Raw genomic sequence first — 24,303 nt, forward strand, 5'->3', positions numbered from 1 at the left:
AATGGCAGATTGCAGATTGCAGCCCGGAATGCACCCAGGCCTGCAATCTGCAATCATACGCACTACACGGCTAGGATTGTGGCAGGCCACCCTCTTCGAAGATCAGGACGATCTTGTCGTGGGCGTCTTTCACCGCTTCCTCGGGCGTCATCGAGCCATTCAGCACGTTCGCCATCATCTGGCTGGGGATGGCGGCAGGCAGCACGCCATCGATCGCGGCGTTCGGGTCGGCTGGGTAGGCTGTGCCGGTGTAGGCATCCGGGTTGAAGACGATTTCCTTCACAATCGGGAAGTTGGGGTCGATGTTCAGGATTTCGTCGGTCCACTGGTTTTTGTAGGCCGGCAAGAGCAGGCCACCCGCCACCTTGGCAATCGGCGTGAAGGTCGTTGGGTCGATCATGTGCATGATCAGCTTTTTGGCAGCGTCGACGTTCTTCGAGCCCTTGAAGATCGTGAACCAGCCGCTGCCGCCCGCTTCCAGCAGCTTGCCGTCGTTGGTCTTGGGCTTGTGCATAATGACGGTGTTGGGGAAGACCGGGTTGTTGTTTTTCTTGGCAGCGGCATACACGCTGAACGCGTTCTGGGTCATGCCAGTGGTGCCGGCCAGGTAGGCTTCGTTGTTGCTCGGGTCGGTCCAGCTCTCGATGCCGGGCGGCAGCATGGGCTTGTATTTCTCGCTGCCATAGGTTTCCGCCAGCCACTTCACGCCCGCAACCGTTTCGGGCGAGTTAAACATCACTTTGGTGCCCGACTGGTCGGTGATGCTGCCGCCGAACGCCTGGATGACGTCGATGATCACGCCGTGGCCGTCGCCGCTTTTGTTGATCGTCAGGCCCCAGCCCCAGACTTTGTTGGCCGGGTCGGAGATCTTGAGCGCGGCGTCGCGGCGCTTGTCGAAGGTGTCGAGCGTTTGCGGGTCGATGCCCGCTTTGTCGAACAGGTCTTTGCGGCCAAACCAGGCGTTGCTGAAGCTCATAAACGGCACAGCCCACCACTTGCCGTCGATCTTGGCGCTTTTCGCCGCCGTGACGGGCACGACATCGCCGTACATCTTGACCAGCTCGTCGACAATATCCGTCACATCTTCGACGATGTCGAGCGAGTGCATCTGGGTGATGCTGAGCGTGTGGTAGCCAAGGTCCGGCGGAACACCGGCCTGCACAGCCGCCTGCATCTTGGCCATGAAGTCGCCAAACAGCTCGGGGTTCGCGGTCGAGATATCGAGCTTGACGCCGTTTTTGGTGGCGTAGTCGGTGACCGAGTCGCGGAACTTGGTCTGTGCTTCTTCGAAATACTCGGTGCGGTGGATGACGGTGAGTGTGCCGGCCGAGCCCTCGGGCAGGGGCAGCGGCGTCGCGGTGGCGGCGGCAGTTGGCGCAGCAGCAGCCGCGGCAGTGGGCGCGGCGGCAGCAGCAGTTGGCGCGGCTGCAGCGGCAGTTGGTGCGGCCGGAGCTGCGGTAGCAGCGGCAGGCGCGGCAGTGGCAGCAGCGGGAGCAGCCGGCGCGGCGGTTGGTTCAGCGGCGGGGGTTGCGGCGCCACAGGCGGCAAGCAAGGCCGCGCCGGCGCCGGTCAGGGATGCACGCAAAAAGCTCCGGCGTGAGATCCGACCTTTGTTCCCTTCTGACTCCATCAGGTCCTCCTTTGGCATGAAGCAGAGACTCATCAGTGAGTGGTGCAAGTGGCTGTGCAGCGCGAGCTGCCAGCGGGCCATGATGCAGGCATTTGTGCGGACGCGTTTGGGTAGAGCTAGGTACTCCTTTACGCTGAAAAGGCGGCGGGGAACTGCGAATATGGGATAGCACTGGGTATTGCCGCATTATACCATGACTTCCAAGTGATCGAATCTCTCTTTTGCCCGAAAATTGTATGCGCTTACAATTTTCTCTGCTATAATCGCGCATCTCAATTTCTCATCTACGACAAGGTTTCACTCAATAAAGATCGACCTGCTATTTCGGGAGGTTCGGAGGGCGTAAGCCCTCCGAGAAACATTTTCTTTTCTGGCACTGGAGAGCTGCCGCTCTGCCAGTGCCAGAAAAGAGGAACTTGCGGGGCGGCAAAGCTGCCCCCGCACCCCGCGTTACATAATGTTCGTAAGAAACATATGTATCGCGCCGCAGCGCCCGCGCTTTGGAGCAAAAGGAAGCACAGCATGAAGATCACCGCGATCAGGACGGCAGCGAGCACTGGCCACTGCATGCATCTGTGGGTGCGGATTGAGACGGACGAAGGTATTACCGGGCTGGGCGAGTGTGTGCACGGCGGCCACCAGGCGCTTGCGATCATTCACGAGCTGCGCCGCAGGCTGATCGGGCGCGACCCGTTCGAGATCGATGCGATCTTCGAGGGGCTGCGGCGCGGCTATGTCTTCGATGGCGGCACGGGCGGCGCGCTGATCACCGCGCTGACGGGCATTGAGATTGCGCTGTGGGATCTCAAGGGCAAGGCGTTGGGCGTGCCGATCTACGAGCTGATGGGCGGTAAATTCCGCAATGAAATTCGCGTCTACGCCGACTGCCAGGTCGAGCCGAGCATGGATTTTGGAGAGATCCAACGAGTTGTGGAAGATGTCGTGACGCGCGGCTTCACTGCCCTGAAGATCGATGTTGATATTGGCGCCTATACCGGCGACCGGCGGCGCGGCGGCGGGCGGCCCAAGGATCTGTTCAACTATACCGCCGACGAGTGGGAGCACCAGCGCATGCTGGAACTGGTGGATATGACTACGCGCGCCGCTGGCAAGGACGTGGCGGTGGCGGTGGATGTGCACACGCGCCTGGATGTGCCGAGCGCCATCCGCCTCGCGCGCGATCTCGAGCAGTTCCACCTGCTGTGGCTTGAGGAGCCGGTGCCGCCCGAGAATGTCGACGCCATGCGCGAGGTCAAGCGCGCCAGCTCCACGCCGATCTGCGCAGGCGAGAACCTGTACCTGCGCCACGGCTTCCGCGACCTGCTGGAGAAGCAGGCGGTCGACATTATTATGCCCGATATTCCCAAGTGCGGCGGGCTTTCCGAATGCCGCAAAATCGCAAATATGGCCGAGCTGTACTACATTCCCTTTGCGCCACACAACGTCGCCTCGCCGATCGGCACTATGGCGTCGGCACAGGTCTGCGCGAGCATTCCGAACTTCCTGGTGCTGGAGTTCCACTGGCTGCACCGCGACTACTGGGCGACCATCACAGCCGATGGCGAGGATATTATCAAGGATGGCTATATTCAGCTTGGCACGCGGCCGGGCATTGGCCTTGAGCTGAACGAAGACGTGGCGCGCACGTACCAGTACCCCGGCACGACATGGTTTGAGTAACGACGAACGGAAGATTCACCACAGAGGCACAGAGGCACGGGGATTTTGGAGTTTCAGGTTGCAGGTTGGCGCAGGGGCGAAGCTCGTTTTTTATGTATCCACAGATTACGCAGATTACACAGACATGAGGTCTATAATCTGCGAAATCTGTGTAATCTGTGGATAGATTGTCTTCTCATTCAAACGTTGACGTAGCTCTGATTTCTGCCCGCTGCCGTCGCGCTCGGATGGGCTGGCGCAGCACTGTGCGCATTCGGGCGGGCGCAACGCGGCGCGGGTCGCTCAGGTAGATCTCGTGGTGTTTGCCGCGTTCGGCATAGCCGTGCTGCGGGAGCCACGCGTCGTGCAGGCGTGCCAGCGTTGGGCCTTCGTCGTCGTAGGGGCCGATGTGCATGATCTGCGCAGATAGCCCTTCGCAATATGCTTCCCTGCGCAATGCCGCCAAGTTAGCCGGCGCTCGTTTTCGCGCAACATCCTCGCACGCGCGCGCAAACATCGCGGGCGTGATCCATTCCGGAAGCAGGATCATCATTGTCCAGCTCCAGTGGCGCTTGTCGCGCGCGCTGGTGAAGCTGGTCATGTCCTCGGCCCACCACAGCCCTTCCAGCGGCGGCACGACATAATCGCGCCCCAGCTCGTTCTTGCTGATGAATTTGGCGCGGTAGGCGACCGAATACAGCGTTTCGACCGCAGACACATAGGCCGGGGCGGTGTTTGGGTCGCCCGTGCCGTCGAGCATGAGGTACTGGAGCGGCGGCACATCCACCACGGCGAAATCGCCGGTCGGCGGGGCGTAAAATTGGCGCAGCTCTTTGGTGAAGTCGATCTTGCTCATATCGCACCCCCTGCTGAACGGCTCTTTGCGATGAGCATAGCACGCGAGGTGGATCATTTCGATCCGGTATTGCGGGCATGACGACCGGGAACGAACCACAGAGACACAGAGATTTACGATTTGCGATTGACGATTGACGATTGGGCGACGAAAGCGGTTGGCGAGTTGCAAGTTTGAATGTTTGAAGGTTGCAGGTTGGAAAGTTGCAGGTTGTGGGTTGTAAGCTCAATCCCAAAACCCCAGACCCCAGACCCTCACCTTGTTGCAGGTTAACTGCCGACTGCTGACTGCCTACTTACTCACTCAACATTCAGCACTCAACACTCAAAACTCTCCCAGCACGCAGCGCAGGATTTCCACGCCGGTGAAGCGCTCGGGTTCGCCGCCGAAGCGCAGGCGCGCGCCCTCGCATGGCCCGAAAGCCGTGCCCCAGCCCGCATAGTCCGCGTCGAGGAAGCAGCACGCCAGCGCGATCTCAAGGTCGCCTGAGTGGGAAATCACCAGCGCGGCGGCATCGTCTGGCAGGCCGGTCAGGATATCGCGCCAGAGGGCGGCCAGCGCCGCGCCATAGCGCCAGGTTGCGCCGCGCTCGGCCAGCACTGCCGCCAGGGCAACAAACGGCTCGGGCGCGGCCCACCAGCGTGTGCGCTCGGCCTCGGCGTAGAGCGCGTCGTCGGAAACCAGCGTCACCAGCTCGTAGTCGACGGCGAAGCCCATTGCGATCGCGGTTTCGCGCGTGCGCGGCACCACCGTCGCCACCACGCGCGCGAACGGGCCGAGCGTCGCGCCCAGCTGGCGCGCAACATCGACCCCTTCCTGCGAAAGCTGTGAGCCGCCGCCGGTTTTGCGCAGGCTGTGGCGGCGGACTTCAAGCGTTTTCATTTGCCACCCCAATGCGCCGAAACAGGCCCGGATAATCGCGCACCAGTCCGTCGCCATCAACCGGCAGCTCGGCCACAAACGCCCCGTCGAGCGCCTCGAAGCGGTAGCGATGGGTTTCGAGCCGGGTATAGTGCTGTGCCGTTGCTTCAGCCGTCAGCGCAGGCATGTCGATATAGACCACGCGAATCGCGGCGCTGGCACCCGTTTCAAGCCCGAGCCGGCGGATGGGCAGGGTGTTGGTGAACGGCGTGGCCGAAATGTCGATGTCGATGCAGCCGGCCAGCGCGGGCAGAGGTGCGCCATCCGCGCCGTGCCAGTTGCCCTGTCCGTCGCTGTGCAGCTCCAGCCGGCGCGCAGGAAGATCGTACACCGTGATGCTTGCGCTGCGCACACGCCATTCACTGTCGCACTGCACGGCGTAGTGCGCATGAAATGGCGCGCCCTCCTCGCCCAGCGCGATGATCGTTCCTGCGGCATACGGGCCAGCCGGGCGGGCCGCGAGCGCAAGATGCTCGCAGCCCACGCCATCCCACGCGGCCCAGAATGCCGCGCGCGCTTCCGTCATCGGCTCAGCGCCGCCACAATCGCCTCGACATCATAGACGCAGCCGCCCCACGGCCCGCCGCCGGCCTGCTGCAAGGCCGCCCACAATCGCGTGTCGGATGGCAGATCGGGGTGTGGCGCAAGATCGGTGCGGGCCGGGCGGGCGGCCAGCACGCGCGCGCCTTCTTCTGCGCCAAAGACGGTCGTGCCTTCGCCTATCATATTCACGCTGCCAACCAGATTGAGCCGGTCGACGATGATCTCGATCACATCGCCGTCGCGCACCTTGCCGATTGGCCCACCCGCCAGCGCCTCGGGGCCAACATGCCCAATGCACGCGCCCGTGCTCACGCCCGAGAAACGCGCATCGGTGATGAGTGCTACTTCCTTACCCCAGCTCAGGTGCTTCAGCGCAGAAGTGACCTGGTAGATTTCTTCCATGCCGGTGCCCAACGGCCCGCCACAGATCAGCACCACAATATCGCCCGGCACCACGCGGTCGGGGCCGTTGCTTTTGATCGCCTGGATGGCGGCGCGCTCGCGGGTGAACACGCGCGCCCGGCCGCGCTTGCGATACACGCCATCTTCGTCCACCACACGCGGGTCGATGGCAGTGCTTTTGATCACCGCGCCGTCGGGCGCGAGGTTGCCGCGCGGAAAAGTGACGGTGCTGGTCATGCCGCGCGCGAGGGCTTTGTCGGGCGACATAATCACGTCGTCGGGGTCGATGCCGTCGCGGGTGGCGAGCATATCGCGCAGGCGCGCGCGCCGCTCCGAGCCTTCCCACCAGTCGAGCACTGCGCCCAGGCGCTCGCCACTGACGGTGAGCGCATCTTCATGGAGCAGGCCCAGGCCGCGCAGGTGCAGCATCACCTCGGGCACGCCGCCCGCCAGGAACACGCGCACGGTCGGGTGGTTGCTCGGGCCGTTGGGCAGCACATCGACCAGCCGTGGCACGCGGCGATTGATCGCCACCCAGTCTTCGACGCTGGGGCGTTCCAGTCCTGCCGTGTAGGCGATTGCGGGAATGTGCAGCAGCAGGTTGGTCGAGCCGCCAAACGCGGCATGGACGGCCATGGCATTATGGATGGCGGAGGGCGTCAGGATGTGGCGCGTGGTGATCTTGCGCTCATGCAGGCGCAGCAGCGCCCGGCCCGAGGCGCGCGCCAGCTCCAGCCAGATCGGCTGGCCCGAGGGCGCGAGCGCCGAGTGTGGCAGCGCGAGACCCAGCGCCTCGGCCACCACCTGCGAGGTCGCGGCGGTGCCAAGGAACTGGCAGCCGCCACCGGGCGAGGCGCAAGCGCGGCAGCCCAGCTCGGCGGCTTCTTTCAGCGTTATTTCGCCATGCGAAAAGCGCGCGCCAATTGTCTGAATCTTGCCGGCGTCTTCGCCGTGCTCGGGCGGCAGTGTGACGCCGCCGGGCACGAGGACGGTGGGCAGGTCGGGCGTGCCGGCCAGCGCCATCATCATGGCGGGCAGGCCTTTGTCGCACGTGGCAATGCCCAGCACGGCGTGGCGCGTCGGCAGCGAGCGGATCAGGCGGCGGAAGACCATGGCGGCGTCGTTGCGGTAGGGCAGGCTGTCGAGCATGCCGGGCGTGCCCTGTGTGCGCCCGTCGCACGGGTCGGTGACATAGCCGGCAAAGGGCATGGCACCCTGCGCGCGCACTTCGTTCGCGGCGGCCTGCATCAGCAAGCCAACTTCCCAGTGGCCGGTGTGGTAGCCCAGCGCGATGGGCGTGCCGTCGGGCGCGCGAATGCCGCCCTGCGTGCTGAGGATCAGCACCTGCGGGCGGTTCAGCTCGGCCGGGTCCCAGCCCATGCCGGCGTTCTGCGACCAGCCAAACAAATCGCCGCTGGGCGAGTCGCGCAGCAGGTCTTCGGTGAGCGGCAGCGCGCCCTGTGGGCCGGGGGCGGTGCTGGGCGGGGCGGCATTATCGGAATACAGGTCGTCGAGCGGGGTGGGCATACGAGGCTCCTTCCTGGCAACCCGGCACAGGGCGGCGGGCCGTTAGCGTTGGCCGGGTGGCGTGTTTTCGCGGCGGAACTGGTGGCTGTGCAGTATAGCACACCGCTGGCGCGGAGCTGTCAGGGCGGAGCTGTCAGGGCGGAGCTGTCAGGGCGGAGCTGTCAGGGCGGAGCTGTCAGGGCGGAGCTGTCAGGGCGGACCTGTCAGGGCGGACCTATGTGTCCGCCCCGTGCCCGCACCTTTGCGAGGGTTACGCACCCTCGCGCTCCGCGGCAAAGGGCCGGCCGCGGCCCTCTGCACTCCCCGGCCGGGGCTTCGCCCCTGGACCCCATAAAGAATGTGGCCAACAAGCGAAACGCCCGTTGTCATGGCTCCGTTGTGGATGTGGGCAAGGCATCGGGCGATAGAGTACGTACCAGCCTGAATGCTTCCATACACAACGACCTTTTCATCGTTCGCTGCCAGCTTTCGGCACAACGGAGGCATGAGAAGCAATCTTATAGTGTGGCGATCACCTCAAATTTGGGGTTCGGGGCGATAGCCCCGACGCCGGGCGGGTACCCACGAAGTGGGTGGGGCGGCGCGAGCCCCGGCGGCCCTGCGGCCTGAGCAACAGAGGTTCTCAAAGCACAGGCTTGGAATGCAAGCAGTTGCGGCCCTGCGGCCTGAGCAAACCAAGCAGGGCGAACACAAAGGTCCGCCCAGACAGCCAGAAACCTCACGGGAAAACGTTCAACACCTGCGAGCGAGCATGCATGCCCCGCGAAGGAGCATGCAACCTCCGCGAGCGAGCATGCAAGCCCTGCGAAGAAGTATGCAAGCCCTGCGAAGAAGCATGCAACCTCCACGAGGGAGCATGCAACCTCCGCGAGCGAGCATGCAAGCCCCGCGAAGGAGCATGCAACCTCCGCGAGCGAGCATGCAAGCCCCGCGAGCGAGCATGCAAGCCCTGCGAAGAAGCATGCAACTCCTGCGAGGGAGCATGCAAGCCCTGCGAAGAAGCATGCAACTCCTGCGAAGAAGCATGCAACCTCCGCGAGGGAGCATGCAAGCTCCGCGAGCGACGCTACGGCACAGAAAGCGCGCAAGTACGCCGCAAACTGGATTGACATCTCTTTCTTATTGCCTGCGGTGAGCATAACGGAGGCATGACAGACACACGTTGAAGATGTTTACCACCTCAAATTTGGGGTCGGGTACTCACGAAGTGGGTGTGGCGATAGCCCGACGCCGGGTGCTGGGTCGGCGCGAGCCCCAGCGCCCTTGCGGCCCGAGCAAACCCCTACCTCCACCAAATACCTCGTTCGAGGTATGACACGCCCGCGCCCATGCCCTATGCTGCGAATGAGCAATGGCCGCGCGCGCACGCGCTGAGCAAAGGGCAGAACAGCCGATGGAGCCGCAGCACAGCCAGCCGGGCGCAGCCGCCGTCTACTGCATTCGCCTGCGGGGGCATGTGCCGCCCGCCTGGGCCGAATGGTTCAGCGGCATGCGCATCGAGCTGGCAGAAAACGGCGATACCCTGCTGATCGGCACGCTGGCCGACCAGGCCGCGCTCCATGGCGTGCTGCGCGCCATCCGCGACGTCGGCCTGCCCTTGCTCGCGCTGGCACAGATCGACGCTGCGCCGGCCCATGCACCCGTTTCGAATGAACAGACAGGAGAACACTCGTGAACACCAACCGCTGGCCCGCGCGCCTCGTCGGCATCTTCTTTATCGTCGCCGCCGTGGCGTCGATCATTGGCCTTGTGCTCTACGATCCCATTCTGAAAGGCAGCGACTACCTTGCCGTCGGTGCGGCGAACGACAAGCAGATCCTGCTGGGCGCGCTGATGGAGCTGCTGCTGGTAATCTCGGCGGTGGGCACTGCCGTGACCATGTTTCCGGTGCTGCGCGCACAAAGCGAGCGGATCGCGCTGTGGCACCTGTGCTTCCGCTTTCTCGAAGCCGTGGTGATCACCGTCGGCATCATAAGCGTGCTTGCGCTGCTGACGCTGGGCCGCGCATATTCCGCCGAGCCCGCGCCCGATCGCGCCGCCTACATGGCAGTTGGCACCGCGCTGCGCGCCATCCACGACTGGACCTTCCTGCTTGGGCCGAATTTCATGCTGGGCATCAACACGATCATGTACAGCTTTCTGTTCTTCCGCTCGGGTCTGGTGCCGCGCTGGCTTGCGACTCTGGGGATGGCTGGCGCAACGCTGGTGTTTGTGGCTGCGCTGCTGGAGCTCTTTGGCGTGATCGAGCAGATTTCGCTGTGGGGCGCGCTGCTTTCAATCCCGGTCGCGCTGAACGAAATGTCGCTGGCGGTGTGGCTGCTTGCCAGGGGCTTCAACACGCCCAAAAGCACAAGCGATGCGCCACGCACGCCTGCAAGCGAACTGCTGCGCCCGGCGTAAATGTGGCAATTGGCCGGGTTCACAAGCCAGCGGGCAGGGAAGCGCGCCTTCTCTGCCCGCTGGCTCGTTCAGGTTCCACTCAGCGATAGCTTATACCTCTACCCGCTGCCCCTGCGCGAACGACTCGATGGCGGCGTGGGCCAGCGCCAGCGCGCGGCGACCGGCCCGCGCGTGGATGGGCGGCTCCGCGCCATTCTTTAGGGCCGCCAGCACCGCGTCCATATGCGCGTCGAAGGTGCGGTGGAACTCGCGCTCGCGGTCGTTGAAATAGCCGGCCTGCCAGGTTTCGCCCATCTCGTTGCCGCGCTGGTGGAAGCTGTAGCGCCGCACCGTGTCTTCGATCAGCGCGCGCCCCTCGGTGCCGTTGATCTCCACCAGATGCGTGCCGGGGTAGGCATACGACGAATCGTACGAGCCGAGCAGCGTGCCGACCGCGCCGTTCGCAAAGCGCAGCGCCAGCGCCAGCGTGCTGAAGCCCTTGCCGGTCATATCGGTCATTTCCGCCGACATCGACGCGATTGGCCCGCACAGGTATTCGAGCATATCGAAGCCGTGGCACTGCGTCTCGATCAGGTTGGCGTGTGGGTGGTCGCTGCGCCCTTCGCCGCCAAAGCGCCAGCTTGCAAACACCAGCGGGCCAAGCCGCCCCTGCGCAATCGCGTCGTGGGCAAGCTGCACCGGGCGCGCATAGCGGTGGTTAAAGTTAATTGCGAAGAACAGATTGCGCTGCGCCGCTTCCGCCAGCAGCGTGTCGGCCTCGGCCAGATCGAACACCAGCGGCTTCTCGGCCAGCAGCGGCACGCCGGCCTGAATTACCTCGAGCGTGGCGGCAAAGTGCCCCTGGTTCGGCAGGCTCAGGGTGACGAAATCGGGCCGCTCGCGCGCCAGCATCTTGCCAATGTCGGTATAGGCGCGCGTGCCATACTCGGCAGCGCGCGTCTCGGTGCGCTCTTGGGTGCGCCCAACGATTGCGCACAGCTCCACATCTGGCCGCCCGGCCAGAATGCGCGCGTGCTGGCGGCCCCAGCCGCCCGCGCCAATGATCGCGGCTTTTAGCTTGCTCATTGCTCGATGATCACCTTTCCGGTTGCGCCCGCGAAGAACTGCTCAAAGGCCTGCTGAATCTCGCCAACGCCGTAGCGGTGCGTAATGATCTGGCTGAGGTAGGCGCGGTGCTCGCGCAAGAGCGCCAGCGAGTCGGGTAGCTCGTTGAAGCAGAAGTATTCGCTGCCAAGCACGGCGCGCTCGGGCGCGATCAGACCCGATGAAACCGTGACGTGCAGCTCCTCGCCATGGCCCACGCAGATCAGCGCGCCGCGCTTGCCCAGCAGGTCGAGCGCGGCCTGGCGGGCGGCGGTTTTCCCGCTGCTGTCGATTGCCAGATCGACTTCGGCGAAGCCAGCGGCGCGCGCCCCGGCAGCCAAATCGTGCGCCGCGAGGTCGATTGGAATGCCGCCCAGCTGCTCGGACAGCGCCAGCCGGTAGGGCAGCATGTCGCTGATCAGCACGGGCGTGGATGCGCCCAGCAGCAGCTTCGCCATCGCCAGCATGCCCAGCCCGACCGGCCCCGCGCCCGTGACCAGCAGCGACTCGACGTCGGCGCGCATGCGTAGCCCGCGGCGGAGGGCGTGCGCGCTGGTGCCCATCACATCCAGCAGCATGGTTGCGTCGCCCAGCGGCATATCGGCATCGATTGGGAAGAAAATCGTCTCGCTGACCAGCTCGAACGCGCCGTAGCCGCCATCGCGGTTGAAGCCCATGTCGCCACGCTTGGCGAGGCACTGGTTGGTGAAACCCAGGCGGCAGCTGCGGCACGCGCCGCAATAGTCCATCAGAAAGACCACGCCGGGCGTACCAAGTGGCGTGTGCGTGCCCGGCCCGGCGGCCACCACCACACCAGCGGCTTCATGCCCGGGCGTCACGGCGCTGCCATTCGCGAATTGCCCGCGCTCCGAGCCGCACAGGGCGTTGGCCTTGACTTGCAAAAGAAGCTGGCCCGCGCCGGGCTGCGGAACGGCTTTTTCGGTTGTGTCGATGCGGCGGCTGCCAGCGAAGTGCGGCACGCGCATGCTGGTGGGGATTGATGTGTTCGTCGTCATTTTTTCCCTCAAACAAAGACGTCGTGCGTAGTGCGTAGATGAAATTGCCACGCGCCACGCACTACGATCTACTGCGCCGCGTAGCCGCCATGCACGGCCAGGTTTGCGCCGCTGATAATCGCGGTTTTGCCGTTCAAGCGTTCGCTCATTCAGTTTCCTTCTGGAATGACGATATTTTACAGAACCACGAAGGCACGAAGGCACGAAGATTTTGAAGTTCCCTATTGATACACAAGCAGGTTTGAAGCGAGCAAAGTATTCGCAACCCTTCGTGTCTTCGTGTCTTCGTGGTAAACGCTCTCAGCGGCTTGCTATGCCAGGATGCCGCCACTGACGTTGAACGCCTCGCCGGTGATGTAGGCGGCGTCGGGGCTGGCAAGAAACGACGCCAGCGCCGCGACTTCTTCGGGCTGCTCGATCCGGCCGATTGGGATGCGCGCCAGCCGCTCGGCGCGGATAACCTCGGGGGCGCGGCCGGTCACGCGCGCAAACTCACGGTCGACTTCATCCTGCATGGCGGTTGCGACCACACCCGGGCACACTGCGTTCACGCGAATGCCGTCGGCGGCGTGCGCCAGCGCGAGGGTTTTGGTCATTGCAATCACGGCGGCCTTGCTGACGTTGTAGATTGGGTGGTAGATCGTGCTGGCGAGCTTGCCGGCAATCGAGGCGATGTTGATGATGCGGCCGCTGCGCTGGGCGTGCATGTGGCGCAGGGCAGCTTGCGCGCAGAAATAAACAGCCTTGGCATTCACGCCCATCACCGCGTCCCAGTGCTCTTCGGTCACGTCGGCGGGCATGGCGGCGCGAATAATGCCGGCGTTGTTCACCAGCACATCCAGCCGGCCGAAGGTGGCGAGCGTTTCCCCGATCAGGCGCTCGCGGTCGGCTGCGCTCGTCACGTCAATTGCGAGCGCCAGCGCCTGGCCGCCACTGGCGCGTATTTCCTCGGCCACGGTTTCGGCCTGCGCCTGCTGCTGGTCGGCCACGACGAGATAGAATCCGTCGCGCGCGAGGCGCAGCGCAATCGCGCGCCCAATGCCCTGCGCGCCGCCGGTGACAATCGCCACCTGCCCGGCGATGGGTGCTTCCTGCTGCATTGCGTTTCCTTTTTGTCGCCAAGAACCGAGAACCAAGAACCGCAGAACCACAGAACCACAGAACCACAGAACCACAGAACCACAGAACCACAGAACCGAGAACCGAGAACTTGCGACCACGCGCACTACGCACTACGCATCACGCACTACTCACTCTTTTGCATCAACCCGATTCTTCGCGTCCTTTGCGCGCTTTGCGGTTAAGTATCTTCTGAATTGGGCAGGGCACGGTAGAGCGCGTGCTCCCAGCCGGCACGGTCCTCGCCGTCAAGCGTGTGGCGCAGCGCGTGGTTGCCGTCCTGCCTGAGCCAGATCGCCATCCAATCCTCCGCAGCGTCGGCGGGCCGGTTGTCCCAGGCGAAGTAGGGAATCGCCTGAAAACCGCTGCCGTCGGCGGCGTGCCCGCGCAGCGCCATCACACCACCGAGCAGCGCGGGCTGCCACTCGGGCTGAAGCTGCGGCACAGGCGCAAGCACCGGCTCGGCCAGGTTGTCGATTCCTTCGAGGCAGTAGACCAGCGGGCCGCGCTGGAGTGCCACATGCCCGAGCAATTGGTTGACCGACGGGTGCGCGGCTATGCGCAACACTGGCATAGCGAACTCAAGCTCGATGCGGTCGCCGTTGTGCCACGCGCGCTCGATCACGGCGTAGCCCTGCGCGATTGGGGCCATGTGTTCCTCGCCATTGACGCGGATGGCGAGCGCGGGGCACCAGCCCGGCACGCGCAGGCGCAGGGCGAAGGTTTGCGATCCTGCCAGTTCGAGCGTGATGGTGGCATGGCCCTGCCACGGCAGCGCCGAATCGAGCGCAAGCGTAACTTCGCCCGTTTCCAATGCGATGCGCGCCGTGCTGCCAATATACTGCTGAACAAAAATGTCGCGGTGGGTGTGGGCGTAGATCTGCTCGCCCAGCGCAGCGTAGAGCTTGAGCAGCATGGGCGGGCAGCACGGGCAGGAATGCCATTCCCAGCGGTGCAGCTCGCCGTGGCTGACCAGCGGGTTCTGGTAGGTGTAGGTGGTGCCGCCGAGCGACACTCCCGCCAGCGCGCCGTTGTACAACACGCGCTCGACCACGTCGGGGTAGGCGGCGTCGGCAAAAGCGGCGTGCATCTGCCCGGCCCAGAAGGCCAGTCCAACCGCCGCACAGGTTTCGTTGTAGCCGTCGCTCGGCAGGTAGTAGCCGAAACTAAAGCCCTCGTACTGGTTGATCGAGCCAACGCCGCCAGTCAGGTACATTTTGCGCGCAGTCACATCGTGCCACAGGCGCGCCGCCGTAGTGCGGTAATCTTCTGCGACGGTTTCGTTTGCCAGCGCGGCCAGGCCGGTATAGAACAGCGTGGCGCGCACGGCATGGCCCACGGCCGCCTCCTGCTCGCGCACCGGGCGGTGGTCTTGCGCGTATTCGGTGAAGCCCACGCGCCCGGCGTGATTGCCGCGCCCCTCGACCCAGAAGCGCACCAGATCGAGATAGATGTGGGGGTTGGCAACGCCGAGTTGTGCGGCCAGATCGGGCGCGTCGCGCAGCAGGCAGTAGAGCTTCAGCAGGGCTTCTTCGGGCAGCGAGTGCGAGGGAACGATGTTGTGGCGCGGCGGCGGGCCAATATACTCGCACAGGGAGTTGGCGAAACGCACCGCCAGCGCGAGCAGGCTGGTTTTGCCGGTGGCGCGGAAGTGGTGCGCCGCCGCTTCGATCAGGCAGCCAGCATTGTATTCCTCGTGGCTCCAGAGCTGGTTGCCGCCATTTGCGCCCCAGCGCGTTTCCGGGCACATCAGCGTGACATATGTGTTCAGGTAGCCGTCGGGGTCGGCCGCCTGCGCCGCCGCAATCTGCGCAATGTAGCCATCCAGCCGCGCGTCGAGCTGCGGGTCGTAGCTCGTTGCCAGAAAATCGGCGGCGGCGCGGATTGTCTCGAACACCAGACCATCGAACCAGGGGAAGCCGCGATGCTCGCCGCGCAAGCCTGCTGCCACGCGCGCGAAGTTCGCCAACGCGCCGTCGCGCTCGAACTTGCCAAACACGTCATGGAGCGTGACTGTGCGCAGGCGCGTATATACCGGCCCCCAGAAGGCATCGTCCAGCGCGACATGCGCAAGCGGCACCGGGCGCGGAAGATCGCGTTCCTGGCTCATTGGTGCTCCTTTCGCGGCAAGTATACCGATGTGTACAACGATGTACACGACTATAGCACCGCAGTTTCATGCTGTCAATTCACCGTTGTTAGGAACGATTGCCACGAAGGCACAAAGGCACGAAGGGCTTTTGGGGAGCGATATCTATCCACAGATTACACAGATATGAGGTTTGTTATCTGCGAAATCTGCGAAATCTGTGGATGAATTTTGGGAATTTGACACGACTCATTTCCCGTTCCGCCGCCCGATTCGTGCGGCAAGTCGGCGTGTGCTGCGCTTGCAGGTATAATACACGCGAACGCACCAGCCCCCGCACACGAAAGAAGCGCCATGCTCCCTCGCAGGAACCGCCCGAAAAAGAAGGTCACGCTGCGCGACGTAGCCGCGCATGCCGGCGTCTCGCCCAAAACCGTCTCGAATGTCGTGAATAACTGGCCCTATATCAGCGACGCAACGCGCCAGAAGGTGCAGCGGGCGATTGACGAACTGGGCTTCCGGCCCGACGGGCTGGCGAGCAGCCTGCGCACGGGCCGCAGCAAAACCATCGGCGTAGTCATTCCCGACATCACCAACCCGTTTTTTGGGCAGGTGGTGCGCGGCTGCGAAGATGTGCTGTACGCGGCTGGCTACACTCTTTTTCTGTGCAACACCAGCGAAGACCAGCAGAAGGAGCAGGGCTACCTCGCCATGCTGGTCGATCGCGGCGTGGATGGGCTGCTGCTGTTTGGCGCGCGCTCCGACGCGGCCACGCTTTCTGCAATTGTGCACGACACCATCCCGATTGTGGCCGAAGATTGCCCGGCCCCGCACGCCAACACCACCGTGATCGACATCGACAATGGGGCGGGGGCGCGGCTGGCGACCGAGCACCTGATCGCTGCGGGCCACACGCGCATCGGCCACCTGGGCGGCCCGCTGCTGCGTACTGCCGCCGAAAAGCGCGCCGAGGGCTATCGCCAAGCGCTTGAACAGGCCGGCCTCGCCTTCGATCCGGCGCTGGCTGTGCAATGCATGCCTTCCCTGCGCGGTGGCTACGGCGCGGCCCTGCACATGTTGCAGGAGGGGCGGCCAACTGCATTGTTCTGCTACAACGACCTGATTGCGGTCGGGGCGATGATCGCAGCGCGGCGGCTGGGGCGCGCAATTCCCGCCGAGCTGGCGATTGTGGGCTTTGACGACATCGCGCTGGCGTCGCTGGTCGAGCCGGCGCTGACGACTGTGCGCGTGCGGCAGTATGCCATGGGCCGCACCGCCAGCGAGCTGCTGCTGGCGCGTCTTTCGGGCGCGGCAAGCGAAGCAAGCAGCCATTCGGTCGCGGTCGAGCTGGTGGTGCGCGCCTCGTCGGGGGCAGGCGGCGACGGCGGGCCGAGCGCGGCGTGGCTGGAAGAGCTGCTTGATTCCGACCTGGCCGAGCTGTCGTCCGAGCATTCGGCCACGCTGTTTCCCGCGCCACAGCCCGGCCGCAAGCTGCTATAATTCGCGCATCGCCCCGTGCCCAATGACGCAACCATGCGTGCCAAAGGAGGATCGCAATGTGGGAGGTTTTCGAGCGTGGCGAACTGCCGCGCTGGGTGAAGGTGCGCCAGCGCCTGTACGATGCCGGTTTGCAGGATGTTGGCGCGGCTGTGGCGGCGGCCTTTGCCCACTCTGCGGTGCAGGCTGCCATTCGCCCGGGCATGCGCGTGGCGCTGACTGGCGGCAGCCGCGGCATTGATCGCATCGATCAGGTGCTGCGCGCCGCCGCCGCCGAGGTGCGCAAGCTGGGCGCGGAGCCGTTTGTGGTGCCGGCCATGGGCAGCCACGGCGGCGCAACTGCGGCCGGCCAGCTGGCGGTGCTGGCGGAATATGGCGTCACCGAGGAAAAGATCGGCTGCCCGATTCGCGCCAGCATGGAAACCGACCTGCTCGGCTATGTCGAAGATCAGCCGGTGGCGGGCGGCACCGCGCGCGTGCCGGTCTGGTTCGATGCGACCGCCCACCGCAGCGCCGATGCCGTCATTCCGGTTGGGCGCGTCAAGCCGCACACCGACTTTCACGGCGTGATTGAGTCGGGCCTGATGAAGATGGTGGCGATTGGCCTGGGCAAGCAGAAGGGCGCCGACACCTTCCACAGCTATGGCTTCCCCGAGTTCCACACCCTGATTCCAGCCGTGGCGCGCTTCACGCTGGCGCAGGGCCAGATTCCCTTTGGCGTGGCGCTGATCGAAGATGGGCATGGCAGCCTCGCGCATGTCGAGGTCGTGCCGACGCCGCAGATCGAGGAGCGCGAAAAAGAGCTGCTGACCATGGCGCGCGAGTGGATGCCGCGCCTGCCCGGCGAACGCATCGACGTGCTGGTGGTGGACGCGATTGGCAAGGATGTGAGCGGCATCGGCGCGGATACGAATGTGGTCAATCGCTACTACGGGCAGAACCTTGACTTCCTGCCGCGCATCCAGCGCCTGATTGTGCGCGGCCTGACGCCCGCAACCGAGGGGAATGCCACCGGCATCGGCCTGTTCGACGTGGCGCTGCGCCGTGTGATCGAGCGGATCGACTACCGGAGCACCTACATGAATGTCGTGACGGCCAAAACGCCCGAAGGCGCGCGTTTGCCAATAGCAGTCGACAACGACCAGCAGGCGCTGCTGGTGGCGCTGGCCTGCTGCCTGCGCACCGAGCCCGAAACGGCGCGCATCGCTCGCATCACCGACACCAAGCACATCGAGGAGTTCTGGGCATCCGAGCCGCTCTTGCCCGAGCTGCTGGCGACGGGCCGTGTCGAGGTGCTGGGCGAAGTAACTCCAATCGCCTTCGACCGGGCGGGCATGTTCAGCGTGACATAAGAATGACTACGCACTACGCACTACGCACTATGATTAGAAGTGCGTAGTGCGTAGATTTTGCGCAATTCAACCCTACTCTTTCGCCACCATCACCAACACCACGGCCAGCAGAATAATACCCATCGCCACAATGCCCGCCACGCCAATTGTGTCGCCCGCCAGCCCAACGCCAAGTGCAACCGCGATCACCGGGTTGACATAGGCGAAGCTGGCGGCCAGCGCGGGGCGGGCGTAGCTCAGCAGAAAGCCATAGGCGCTAAAGGCCACCAGCGCGCCGAAGATAATCAGGTAGACAAACGCAGCCAGCGCCGCCGGGTTGGGCAGCGTGGTCATGTGCTCGCCCAGGCCCAGCGCGATGAGCAGCAGCATCAGGCCGGCGCAGAGCATTTCCGCGCCGCTGCCCATCAGCCCGGCCGGCAGGTCGAGCCGGCGGCTCAGCGCCGACCCGAGCGACCAGCTCAGTGCTGCGAAGACCATCGCCGCCGCGCCGAGCGGGTTGGCGCGCAGGTTGCCTTCCAGGTTCAGCAGCACAATCCCCGCGAAGCCCAGCACCAGCCCAAGCCATTCGAGCCGGCGCGGCCAGCGCCCGCCGATCCCGGCCATCAGCGCCGTCCAGATCGGCACGGTCGCCAGCAGCAGCGCCGTCATGGTCGACGTGACCCACTGCTCGGCAAACACCACCACGCCATTGCCGCTCACCAGCAGCAGCCCACCAATCAGCGCGGCGTTGCGCCACTGCTGGCGGGTGGGCCACGCGCCGCGCCGCCAGCGCGCCAGCAGCAGCAGCAGCGTGCCAGCGAGTGTAAAGCGCATTCCCGCCATCAGAAAGGGCGGGAAGCTGGTGAGTGTATAGCGAATGGCCAGGTAGGTCGAACCCCAGATGACATACACGGCCAGCAAGGCCAGCGCAATGCCCACGCGCCGGTCGGGGGCGCGCTCGGCGGGAACAACAAGCGTACTCATGCGTCTCCTTTTGCAGCACGTGCCCGCGCGGGCGTGCGAATGGTTGCCAGGCCGAGCCAGCCGCGCCGGCCGGTGCGCTCGCCGCGCAGCGCCAGAAACACAATCGTAAACAGCGGCACCATCGCGATTAGCAGCGAGCTGGCGAAGGACGAGGTTTCGTGCAGGCCCAGCACAAAGCCAAGCTGGTAGAAGGTGTATCCGGCCAGCCCTGCCATCAGAAAGCGCGGCAGGTCGGCCCGCGCAATGCGCGCCGCTGGCGAGCGCAGACCGTGGCGCGCTGCCAGCACCGCAAAGGCCAGCACGGTCATCAGCCCAAAGCGCACAAACGTGAAGGCCAGTGGCGACAGCTCGTCAAAGGCGTGCTTGGTGACAATAAAGGTCGAAGCCCACAGCCCCACCACCACAAGCTGGGCCAGCTCCGGCCCAACCGCGCCGAGCAGACTCGGCCGCGCGCGCTCACCCAGCGCTTTTTCCATGCTCATTGCTGCTCCATAAAAAGCGAGCTTTTGTTTCGGCACATACGGCGTATGCTATACGCCTTTTCTGCGGTTCTGCTGTTTGCAAGTTGCAGGTTCGCAGGTTTGCACGTTGTATCAGCGCTTACTGCCAACTGCCGACTGCTGGCTGCTTGCTTCTCGGTTCTATCGCCCTTCGGCTTCCTGTTCCAGCAAGGCGCGTTTGCGCTCCACGCCCCAGCGGTAGCCGCGCATGTCGCCGCCCTCGCCCACGACGCGGTGGCAGGGCACCAGCAGCGCCACCGGGTTGGTCGCGCAGGCGCGCGCCACGGCGCGGGCGGCAGTGGGCTGGCCCAGCGCCGCCGCAAGCTCGCCATAGCTACGCGTGCTGCCGGCCGGGATGGCGCGCAGCGCCTGCCAGACGCGCTGCTGGAATGCGGTGGCCCGCACATCCAGCGGCAGATCGAGCGCGGAAGCATCGCTGCTCAGCTCGCGCACAATGTCGCCGGCCCACGCCTCCAGTGCGGCGTCGTCGCGGGCAATGTCGGCGGCGGGGAACTCTTTCGCCACCGCGGCTTCGAGCGCGGGCGCGTCGTCGGCCAGGCTGACAAAGCAGATGCCGCGCGCGGTGGCCGCCACCAGCAATTGGCCGAGGGCCGTTTCTGCAATGGTATAGACGATCTGCGCGCCCGCGCCGCCGCGCCCGTAGGTGGCGGGCGTCATTCCCAGGCGCTCGGGCGCTTGCTCATACAGCCGGCTGCTCGAACCGTAGCCAGCGTCATAGAGTGCGTGTGTCACGTTTTCCCCTTGTTTAAGCTGCGTTTTCAGGCGCTCGACGCGGCGCGCGGCCGCATACTGGCGCGGCGTGATGCCCATCGCGCGCTTGAAGCTGCGCTGAAGATGAAACGGGCTGATGCCAAGCTGCGCGCCAAGTTCGGCCAGCGTGGGCGCGTGCTCACCGGCTGCGTCGAGCGCGGCGCATGCACGTGCCACCAGCTCGCGCTGGGCCGGGCTCGCCCCGTTTTCGCGCGGGTGGCAGCGGCGGCATGCGCGAAACCCGGCCTGCTCGGCAGCGGCGGCCTGCCCGAAAAACTGCACCAGCTCGCGCCGGGGCCGCCGCGACGGGCAGCTCGGCCGGCAGTAGATGCCCGTCGAGCGCACCGCGTAGAAAAACTGGCCATCCATCGTCGCATCGCGGGTGGCGACCGCCTGCCAGCAACGTTCTTCATTCATTGCGCTCTCCTTGTCGTCTTACATAGCTGCATGATAGCGCGCTCGGCGGCGGGCGTCTATCCGAATCTTGCGCTTCAAACTTGCGCGTGGCAAGCGCCGAATTGCGTATTTTCGCTGGCACGCTGCGTGCAGAAGAAGCGGCAGAATAACACAAGGAGAAAACGAAAATGACTGATACAAACGCATCGAAGCGCCCGAGCAGCGACCCCGCGACCGACACGCCGCTGAACCCGCCCGCGCCGCCAATCGAGACGCAGCTGCGCGCCATGGCCGGCTACCGCGACGCCGACAACCAGGGCGAGTTTTTCGCCGCCGACGAGGTCGAGGCCGACGCGGGTTTTTCGCGCACCGATGTGGACGAGGGAGAACTGGACGACCCCGATGGCCAGCCCGAGGACATGGACAATATCGAGCTGCTGACCGAGCTGGAACTGCGCGAGGGCGAGACCGACGACGCCATGGAGGCGGTGGAGGAAGGCATGACCTACATCCCGCCAATCGACCCGCCGACGGTGCCGAGCGACGACCTGGGCGGCGCAGAAGTTGCCAGCGGCCTGGGCGTTTCCGCGCTCGACGAGCCCTACGATGCCGACCACCACAGCGATTTCATGCCCAGCGACGACGAGATGAGCACGCGCGTGCGCGAGGCTATTCGCGCCGATAGCAGCACAACCGCGTATGTCAACCGCATTGCAATTGTGGCGCGCGGTGGCGTTGTGACGCTGCGCGGCCATGTCGACGACCTGACCGACAGCGATAATCTGCTGGCCGTGGCTGAGTATGTGGAGGGCGTTGAGGAAGTGGTGGACGAACTGCAGGTGCGCGGGCTAGAGTAGGGCTAATGTTGAGTGTTGAGTGTTGAGTGTTGAGTTAGCACTGGGCTAACTCAAAACTCAACACTCAACACTCAAAACTTCACTAGGCTTCGTCGGGGAACAGCGCGGTGCTGAGGTAGCGCTCGCCGTTGCTCGGCACAATGAACACAATCAGCTTGCCAGCGTTCTCGGGGCGGCGCGCCAGGCGCAGGGCAGCGGTGGCCGCCGCGCCCGAGCTGATGCCCACCATCAGGCCCTCTTCCTTGGCCAGGCGGCGCGCCATGTCGAAGGCGTCGTCGTTCCCCACCTGAATGATCTCGTCAATAATGCCGGTGTTCAGCACATCGGGCACGAAACCCGCGCCAATGCCCTGAATTTTGTGCGGGCCAGCCTGCCCGCCCGACAGCACCGGCGACCCCTCGGGCTCGACGGCGACGGCCTTGAACTCGGGCCTGCGCGCTTTCAGCACCTCGGCCACGCCAGTGATCGTGCCGCCCGTGCCAACACCCGCCACCAGAAAGTCGATCTTGCCGTCGGTGTCGTCCCACAGCTCTTCGGCCGTGGTGGCGCGATGCACCTCGGGGTTGGCCGGGTTCTGGAACTGCTGCGGAATCCAGGCGTTCGGGATATCGGCGGCGATCTCTTCGGCCCTGCGGATCGCGCCGGGCATGCGCTCGGCGGCTGGCGTCAGCACCAGGTCGGCGCCAAAACCCTTCAGCAGCTTGCGCCGCTCCAGGCTCATATTGTCGGGCATGGTCAGGACAATGCGGTAGCCCTTGGCCGCCGCGACAAATGCCAGGCCAATGCCGGTGTTGCCGCTGGTCGGCTCCACAATCACTGTCTCGCCCGGCTTGATCTTGCCTTCGCGCTCGGCCGCCTCAATCATCGCCAGGCCAATGCGGTCTTTCACGCTGCTGGCCGGGTTGAAGAACTCCAGCTTCGCTACCACCGTCGCCTGCGTGTCGTTCACGCGGTTCAGGCGCACCAGCGGCGTGTGGCCCACCAGCTCGGTGATATTATTGTAGATCTTCGCCATCACATCCCCCTTTGTTGTGTTTGTGTATCAAATTACTGCGTATTGTACTCAGCGCATCAGGATGCGTCAAGCGTAAAAGCGCGTTTACTTTTGGCGTGAGCGTGTTGCCAATTATACACCCGAACGGCTGAACAAGACTATTGACGCGCGGCGCGCTCCGTCGTATACTGGCACTTAATTAGACCGACGGTCGGTTTATTGAAAGCGAATCTATGGCACGCACGGTCAAAGCGCACGAATACACCGCCCGGCGCAGCGAGATTCTGGATGCCGCGCAGCGTTTGGTCTCGACCATCGGCTACGAGCAGATGTCGATTCAGCATGTGCTCGACGCGCTGCAAATTTCGAAGGGCGCCTTCTACCATTATTTTGGCTCGAAGCATGCCCTGATGGAAGCACTGGTCGAGCGGCAGCTCGACGGTGCCGTGCAGCGGCTGCTGCCGATTGTGCGCGACCCGCAGCTTTCGGCGCTGGCGAAGTACAACCGCTTTTTCGCGGTGGCAAATACCTGGAAGCTGGAGCAGAAAGCCTTTATGCTCACGCTGATGCGCGTGTGGTACGACGACAGCAACGCGATTATGCGCCACAAATTGCGCATGGCAGCATTGCGCACCCTGGCCCCGCTGCTGGCCGATATTGCCCGGCAGGGCGTGGCCGAGGGCACGATCAACGCCGCGTTTCCCGAGCAGGTTGGGATGATTGTGATCAGTCTGGCGCACGACTTTGGCGACCTGCTGACCGAGCAGCTATTAGCGCGCGAGCCGGCCGCCGCCAAGGCGCAGCGCATGGAGCAGACGCTGGCCGTGTATGCCGACGCGATCGAGCGCGTGCTGGGCACTGCGCCCGGGTCGCTGACGATTGCCGAGGCGGGCGTGCTGCGCGCCTGGGCCGAGGCGACGAGTGAGGGTGGCGAGGCTGCGGATATGGTGGCAGACACTGCCACAGGTGGGACGAATGGCGCTCATTCAGGCTGAAGAACTGACCCGCGTGTATGGCGCGGGCGAAACCACCGTCACGGCGCTCGACCACGCGAACCTGAGCGTTGAGGCGCGCGAGTTTGTGGCGGTGATGGGGCCGAGCGGCTGCGGGAAGTCCACGCTGCTCTACCTGCTGGGCGGGCTCGACCGGCCAAGCAGCGGGCGCGTGCTGATCGGCGGCGTGTCGATTGGCGAGATGCCCGACGACGAGCTGACGCGCCTGCGCCGCCAGAAGATCGGCTTTGTGTTCCAGTCGTTCAACCTCATTCCCATGCTCGATTCGGTCGACAATGCCGCGCTGCCGCTGACGCTCGACGGCGTGCCGGCCGAGCAGGGCCGCGCGCGCGCAACCGAGTGGCTGAAGAAAGTTGGCCTGGGGCATCGCTTGAGTAGTCGGCCCGACCAGCTTTCGGGTGGGCAGCAGCAGCGTGTCGCGGTTGCGCGCGCGCTGGTGGCCGAGCCGCAGCTGGTGCTGGCCGACGAGCCAACCGGCAACCTCGACACGCGCTCGTCCGACGAAATTGCCGGGCTGCTGCGGCAGGTGGCCGACGACTGGGGCCGCGCGGTGGTGATGGTGACGCACGACGCGCACATCGCTTCCTACGCCAATCGGATTGTGTTTCTGCGCGACGGCGTGATTGTTGACGCACTGCAGCTCGACCAGCAGAATGGCGCGAATGGTGCAAACGGCGCGCTGGTGGCCGAGTGGCTGCGGCAGATGTGACGCGGG

At 64.6% G+C, this 24,303-nt stretch carries 21 protein-coding genes; 8 read left to right on the forward strand and 13 right to left on the reverse strand.

Features of this window, described 5'->3' with window-relative positions; translation table 11 throughout:
- Positions 1 to 70 precede the first annotated feature (70 nt).
- Positions 71 to 1,630, reverse strand: coding sequence for a type 2 periplasmic-binding domain-containing protein (locus M1P90_RS04425; protein WP_483704747.1), 1,560 nt, complete (start codon positions 1,628 to 1,630; stop codon positions 71 to 73).
- A 522-nt stretch (positions 1,631 to 2,152) separates the two neighbouring features.
- On the opposite strand from M1P90_RS04425, the gene M1P90_RS04430 reads away from it, so the two are divergent.
- The gene (locus tag M1P90_RS04430) at positions 2,153 to 3,310 is read left to right on the forward strand and encodes a mandelate racemase/muconate lactonizing enzyme family protein (RefSeq protein WP_483701444.1); all 1,158 of its coding nucleotides are present in this window, start codon (positions 2,153 to 2,155) and stop codon (positions 3,308 to 3,310) included.
- A gap of 175 nt (positions 3,311 to 3,485) precedes the next feature.
- On the opposite strand, the gene M1P90_RS04435 is transcribed toward M1P90_RS04430, so the two are convergent.
- The 4 genes from M1P90_RS04435 to M1P90_RS04450 form a co-directional block, all read right to left on the reverse strand.
- Complete coding sequence (locus M1P90_RS04435) at positions 3,486 to 4,145, reverse strand: GyrI-like domain-containing protein (RefSeq protein ID WP_483701445.1); 660 nt, start codon at positions 4,143 to 4,145, stop codon at positions 3,486 to 3,488.
- A 324-nt stretch (positions 4,146 to 4,469) separates the two neighbouring features.
- Positions 4,470 to 5,027, reverse strand: a complete 558-nt coding sequence (locus M1P90_RS04440; protein ID WP_483701446.1) for a histidine phosphatase family protein — start codon at positions 5,025 to 5,027, stop codon at positions 4,470 to 4,472.
- A complete protein-coding gene (locus M1P90_RS04445; RefSeq protein ID WP_483701447.1) occupies positions 5,014 to 5,592 on the reverse strand; it encodes a putative glycolipid-binding domain-containing protein in 579 nt (192 codons plus the stop codon). The genes M1P90_RS04440 and M1P90_RS04445 overlap by 14 nt, the downstream gene beginning before the upstream one ends.
- Positions 5,589 to 7,538: a YjhG/YagF family D-xylonate dehydratase gene (locus tag M1P90_RS04450; protein ID WP_483701448.1), complete on the reverse strand. Its 1,950-nt coding sequence runs from the start codon at positions 7,536 to 7,538 to the stop codon at positions 5,589 to 5,591. Before M1P90_RS04450 ends, M1P90_RS04445 begins: the two co-directional genes overlap by 4 nt.
- 1,393 nt (positions 7,539 to 8,931) lie before the next feature.
- Here M1P90_RS04450 and M1P90_RS04455 point away from each other — a divergent pair.
- Entirely contained in the window at positions 8,932 to 9,213 is a 282-nt protein-coding gene (locus M1P90_RS04455) for a hypothetical protein (protein ID WP_483701449.1), read from the forward strand.
- Positions 9,210 to 9,938, forward strand: coding sequence for a DUF4386 domain-containing protein (locus tag M1P90_RS04460; RefSeq protein WP_483701450.1), 729 nt, complete (start codon positions 9,210 to 9,212; stop codon positions 9,936 to 9,938). Before M1P90_RS04455 ends, M1P90_RS04460 begins: the two co-directional genes overlap by 4 nt.
- A gap of 90 nt (positions 9,939 to 10,028) precedes the next feature.
- Here M1P90_RS04460 and M1P90_RS04465 read toward each other — a convergent pair whose 3' ends face one another.
- The 4 genes from M1P90_RS04465 to M1P90_RS04480 all read right to left on the reverse strand — a co-directional run bounded on the left by M1P90_RS04465 (position 10,029) and on the right by M1P90_RS04480 (position 15,266).
- Positions 10,029 to 11,003: a Gfo/Idh/MocA family protein gene (locus M1P90_RS04465; RefSeq protein ID WP_483701451.1), complete on the reverse strand. Its 975-nt coding sequence runs from the start codon at positions 11,001 to 11,003 to the stop codon at positions 10,029 to 10,031.
- Positions 11,000 to 12,037 carry an alcohol dehydrogenase catalytic domain-containing protein gene (locus M1P90_RS04470; protein WP_483701452.1) on the reverse strand — a complete coding sequence of 346 codons (1,038 nt, stop codon included), beginning with the start codon at positions 12,035 to 12,037 and terminating at the stop codon, positions 11,000 to 11,002. The genes M1P90_RS04465 and M1P90_RS04470 overlap by 4 nt, the downstream gene beginning before the upstream one ends.
- A gap of 311 nt (positions 12,038 to 12,348) precedes the next feature.
- Entirely contained in the window at positions 12,349 to 13,137 is a 789-nt protein-coding gene (locus M1P90_RS04475) for an SDR family NAD(P)-dependent oxidoreductase (protein WP_483701453.1), read from the reverse strand.
- A 200-nt stretch (positions 13,138 to 13,337) separates the two neighbouring features.
- Positions 13,338 to 15,266, reverse strand: a complete 1,929-nt coding sequence (locus tag M1P90_RS04480; protein WP_483701454.1) for a glycoside hydrolase family 127 protein — start codon at positions 15,264 to 15,266, stop codon at positions 13,338 to 13,340.
- A 333-nt stretch (positions 15,267 to 15,599) separates the two neighbouring features.
- On the opposite strand from M1P90_RS04480, the gene M1P90_RS04485 reads away from it, so the two are divergent.
- Both M1P90_RS04485 and M1P90_RS04490 read left to right on the forward strand, forming a co-directional pair.
- Positions 15,600 to 16,745 (forward strand): LacI family DNA-binding transcriptional regulator, encoded by a 1,146-nt coding sequence (locus tag M1P90_RS04485; protein WP_483701455.1) that lies wholly within the window; start codon positions 15,600 to 15,602, stop codon positions 16,743 to 16,745.
- Positions 16,746 to 16,801: 56 nt separating this feature from the next.
- Positions 16,802 to 18,094: a nickel pincer cofactor-dependent isomerase, group 22 gene (locus M1P90_RS04490; protein ID WP_483701456.1), complete on the forward strand. Its 1,293-nt coding sequence runs from the start codon at positions 16,802 to 16,804 to the stop codon at positions 18,092 to 18,094.
- 72 nt (positions 18,095 to 18,166) lie between these two features.
- On the opposite strand, the gene yedA is transcribed toward M1P90_RS04490, so the two are convergent.
- From yedA to ada, 3 genes are all read right to left on the reverse strand, one after another.
- Positions 18,167 to 19,057 (reverse strand): drug/metabolite exporter YedA, encoded by an 891-nt coding sequence (gene yedA / locus M1P90_RS04495; protein WP_483701457.1) that lies wholly within the window; start codon positions 19,055 to 19,057, stop codon positions 18,167 to 18,169.
- A complete protein-coding gene (locus M1P90_RS04500) occupies positions 19,054 to 19,539 on the reverse strand; it encodes a DMT family transporter (protein ID WP_483701458.1) in 486 nt (161 codons plus the stop codon). Before M1P90_RS04500 ends, yedA begins: the two co-directional genes overlap by 4 nt.
- Before the next feature lie 159 nt (positions 19,540 to 19,698).
- Positions 19,699 to 20,745, reverse strand: a complete 1,047-nt coding sequence (ada, locus tag M1P90_RS04505; protein WP_483701459.1) for a bifunctional DNA-binding transcriptional regulator/O6-methylguanine-DNA methyltransferase Ada — start codon at positions 20,743 to 20,745, stop codon at positions 19,699 to 19,701.
- A 167-nt stretch (positions 20,746 to 20,912) separates the two neighbouring features.
- Here ada and M1P90_RS04510 point away from each other — a divergent pair, with 167 nt between their 5' ends.
- Entirely contained in the window at positions 20,913 to 21,581 is a 669-nt protein-coding gene (locus M1P90_RS04510; protein ID WP_483701460.1) for a BON domain-containing protein, read from the forward strand.
- 82 nt (positions 21,582 to 21,663) lie between these two features.
- Here M1P90_RS04510 and cysK read toward each other — a convergent pair whose 3' ends face one another.
- Entirely contained in the window at positions 21,664 to 22,596 is a 933-nt protein-coding gene (gene cysK, locus M1P90_RS04515; protein WP_483701461.1) for a cysteine synthase A, read from the reverse strand.
- A gap of 212 nt (positions 22,597 to 22,808) precedes the next feature.
- Between cysK and M1P90_RS04520 the strand changes: the two genes are divergently transcribed.
- A complete protein-coding gene (locus M1P90_RS04520) occupies positions 22,809 to 23,570 on the forward strand; it encodes a TetR/AcrR family transcriptional regulator (RefSeq protein ID WP_483701462.1) in 762 nt (253 codons plus the stop codon).
- Positions 23,551 to 24,297 carry an ABC transporter ATP-binding protein gene (locus M1P90_RS04525; RefSeq protein ID WP_483701463.1) on the forward strand — a complete coding sequence of 249 codons (747 nt, stop codon included), beginning with the start codon at positions 23,551 to 23,553 and terminating at the stop codon, positions 24,295 to 24,297. Before M1P90_RS04520 ends, M1P90_RS04525 begins: the two co-directional genes overlap by 20 nt.
- Positions 24,298 to 24,303 lie beyond the last annotated feature (6 nt).

This window comes from Kouleothrix sp. 19917, from assembly GCF_057073505.1.

Coding starts and splice junctions, on each gene's coding strand:
- M1P90_RS04425 (WP_483704747.1), bottom strand. CDS start 1,630: ATGGAGTCAGAAGGGAACAAAGGTCGGATCTCACGCCGGAGCTTTTTG.
- M1P90_RS04430 (WP_483701444.1), top strand. CDS start 2,153: ATGAAGATCACCGCGATCAGGACGGCAGCGAGCACTGGCCACTGCATG.
- M1P90_RS04435 (WP_483701445.1), bottom strand. CDS start 4,145: ATGAGCAAGATCGACTTCACCAAAGAGCTGCGCCAATTTTACGCCCCG.
- M1P90_RS04440 (WP_483701446.1), bottom strand. CDS start 5,027: ATGAAAACGCTTGAAGTCCGCCGCCACAGCCTGCGCAAAACCGGCGGC.
- M1P90_RS04445 (WP_483701447.1), bottom strand. CDS start 5,592: ATGACGGAAGCGCGCGCGGCATTCTGGGCCGCGTGGGATGGCGTGGGC.
- M1P90_RS04450 (WP_483701448.1), bottom strand. CDS start 7,538: ATGCCCACCCCGCTCGACGACCTGTATTCCGATAATGCCGCCCCGCCC.
- M1P90_RS04455 (WP_483701449.1), top strand. CDS start 8,932: ATGGAGCCGCAGCACAGCCAGCCGGGCGCAGCCGCCGTCTACTGCATT.
- M1P90_RS04465 (WP_483701451.1), bottom strand. CDS start 11,003: ATGAGCAAGCTAAAAGCCGCGATCATTGGCGCGGGCGGCTGGGGCCGC.
- M1P90_RS04470 (WP_483701452.1), bottom strand. CDS start 12,037: ATGACGACGAACACATCAATCCCCACCAGCATGCGCGTGCCGCACTTC.
- M1P90_RS04475 (WP_483701453.1), bottom strand. CDS start 13,137: ATGCAGCAGGAAGCACCCATCGCCGGGCAGGTGGCGATTGTCACCGGC.
- M1P90_RS04480 (WP_483701454.1), bottom strand. CDS start 15,266: ATGAGCCAGGAACGCGATCTTCCGCGCCCGGTGCCGCTTGCGCATGTC.
- M1P90_RS04485 (WP_483701455.1), top strand. CDS start 15,600: ATGCTCCCTCGCAGGAACCGCCCGAAAAAGAAGGTCACGCTGCGCGAC.
- M1P90_RS04490 (WP_483701456.1), top strand. CDS start 16,802: ATGTGGGAGGTTTTCGAGCGTGGCGAACTGCCGCGCTGGGTGAAGGTG.
- yedA (WP_483701457.1), bottom strand. CDS start 19,057: ATGAGTACGCTTGTTGTTCCCGCCGAGCGCGCCCCCGACCGGCGCGTG.
- M1P90_RS04500 (WP_483701458.1), bottom strand. CDS start 19,539: ATGAGCATGGAAAAAGCGCTGGGTGAGCGCGCGCGGCCGAGTCTGCTC.
- ada (WP_483701459.1), bottom strand. CDS start 20,745: ATGAATGAAGAACGTTGCTGGCAGGCGGTCGCCACCCGCGATGCGACG.
- M1P90_RS04510 (WP_483701460.1), top strand. CDS start 20,913: ATGACTGATACAAACGCATCGAAGCGCCCGAGCAGCGACCCCGCGACC.
- cysK (WP_483701461.1), bottom strand. CDS start 22,596: ATGGCGAAGATCTACAATAATATCACCGAGCTGGTGGGCCACACGCCG.
- M1P90_RS04520 (WP_483701462.1), top strand. CDS start 22,809: ATGGCACGCACGGTCAAAGCGCACGAATACACCGCCCGGCGCAGCGAG.
- M1P90_RS04525 (WP_483701463.1), top strand. CDS start 23,551: ATGGCGCTCATTCAGGCTGAAGAACTGACCCGCGTGTATGGCGCGGGC.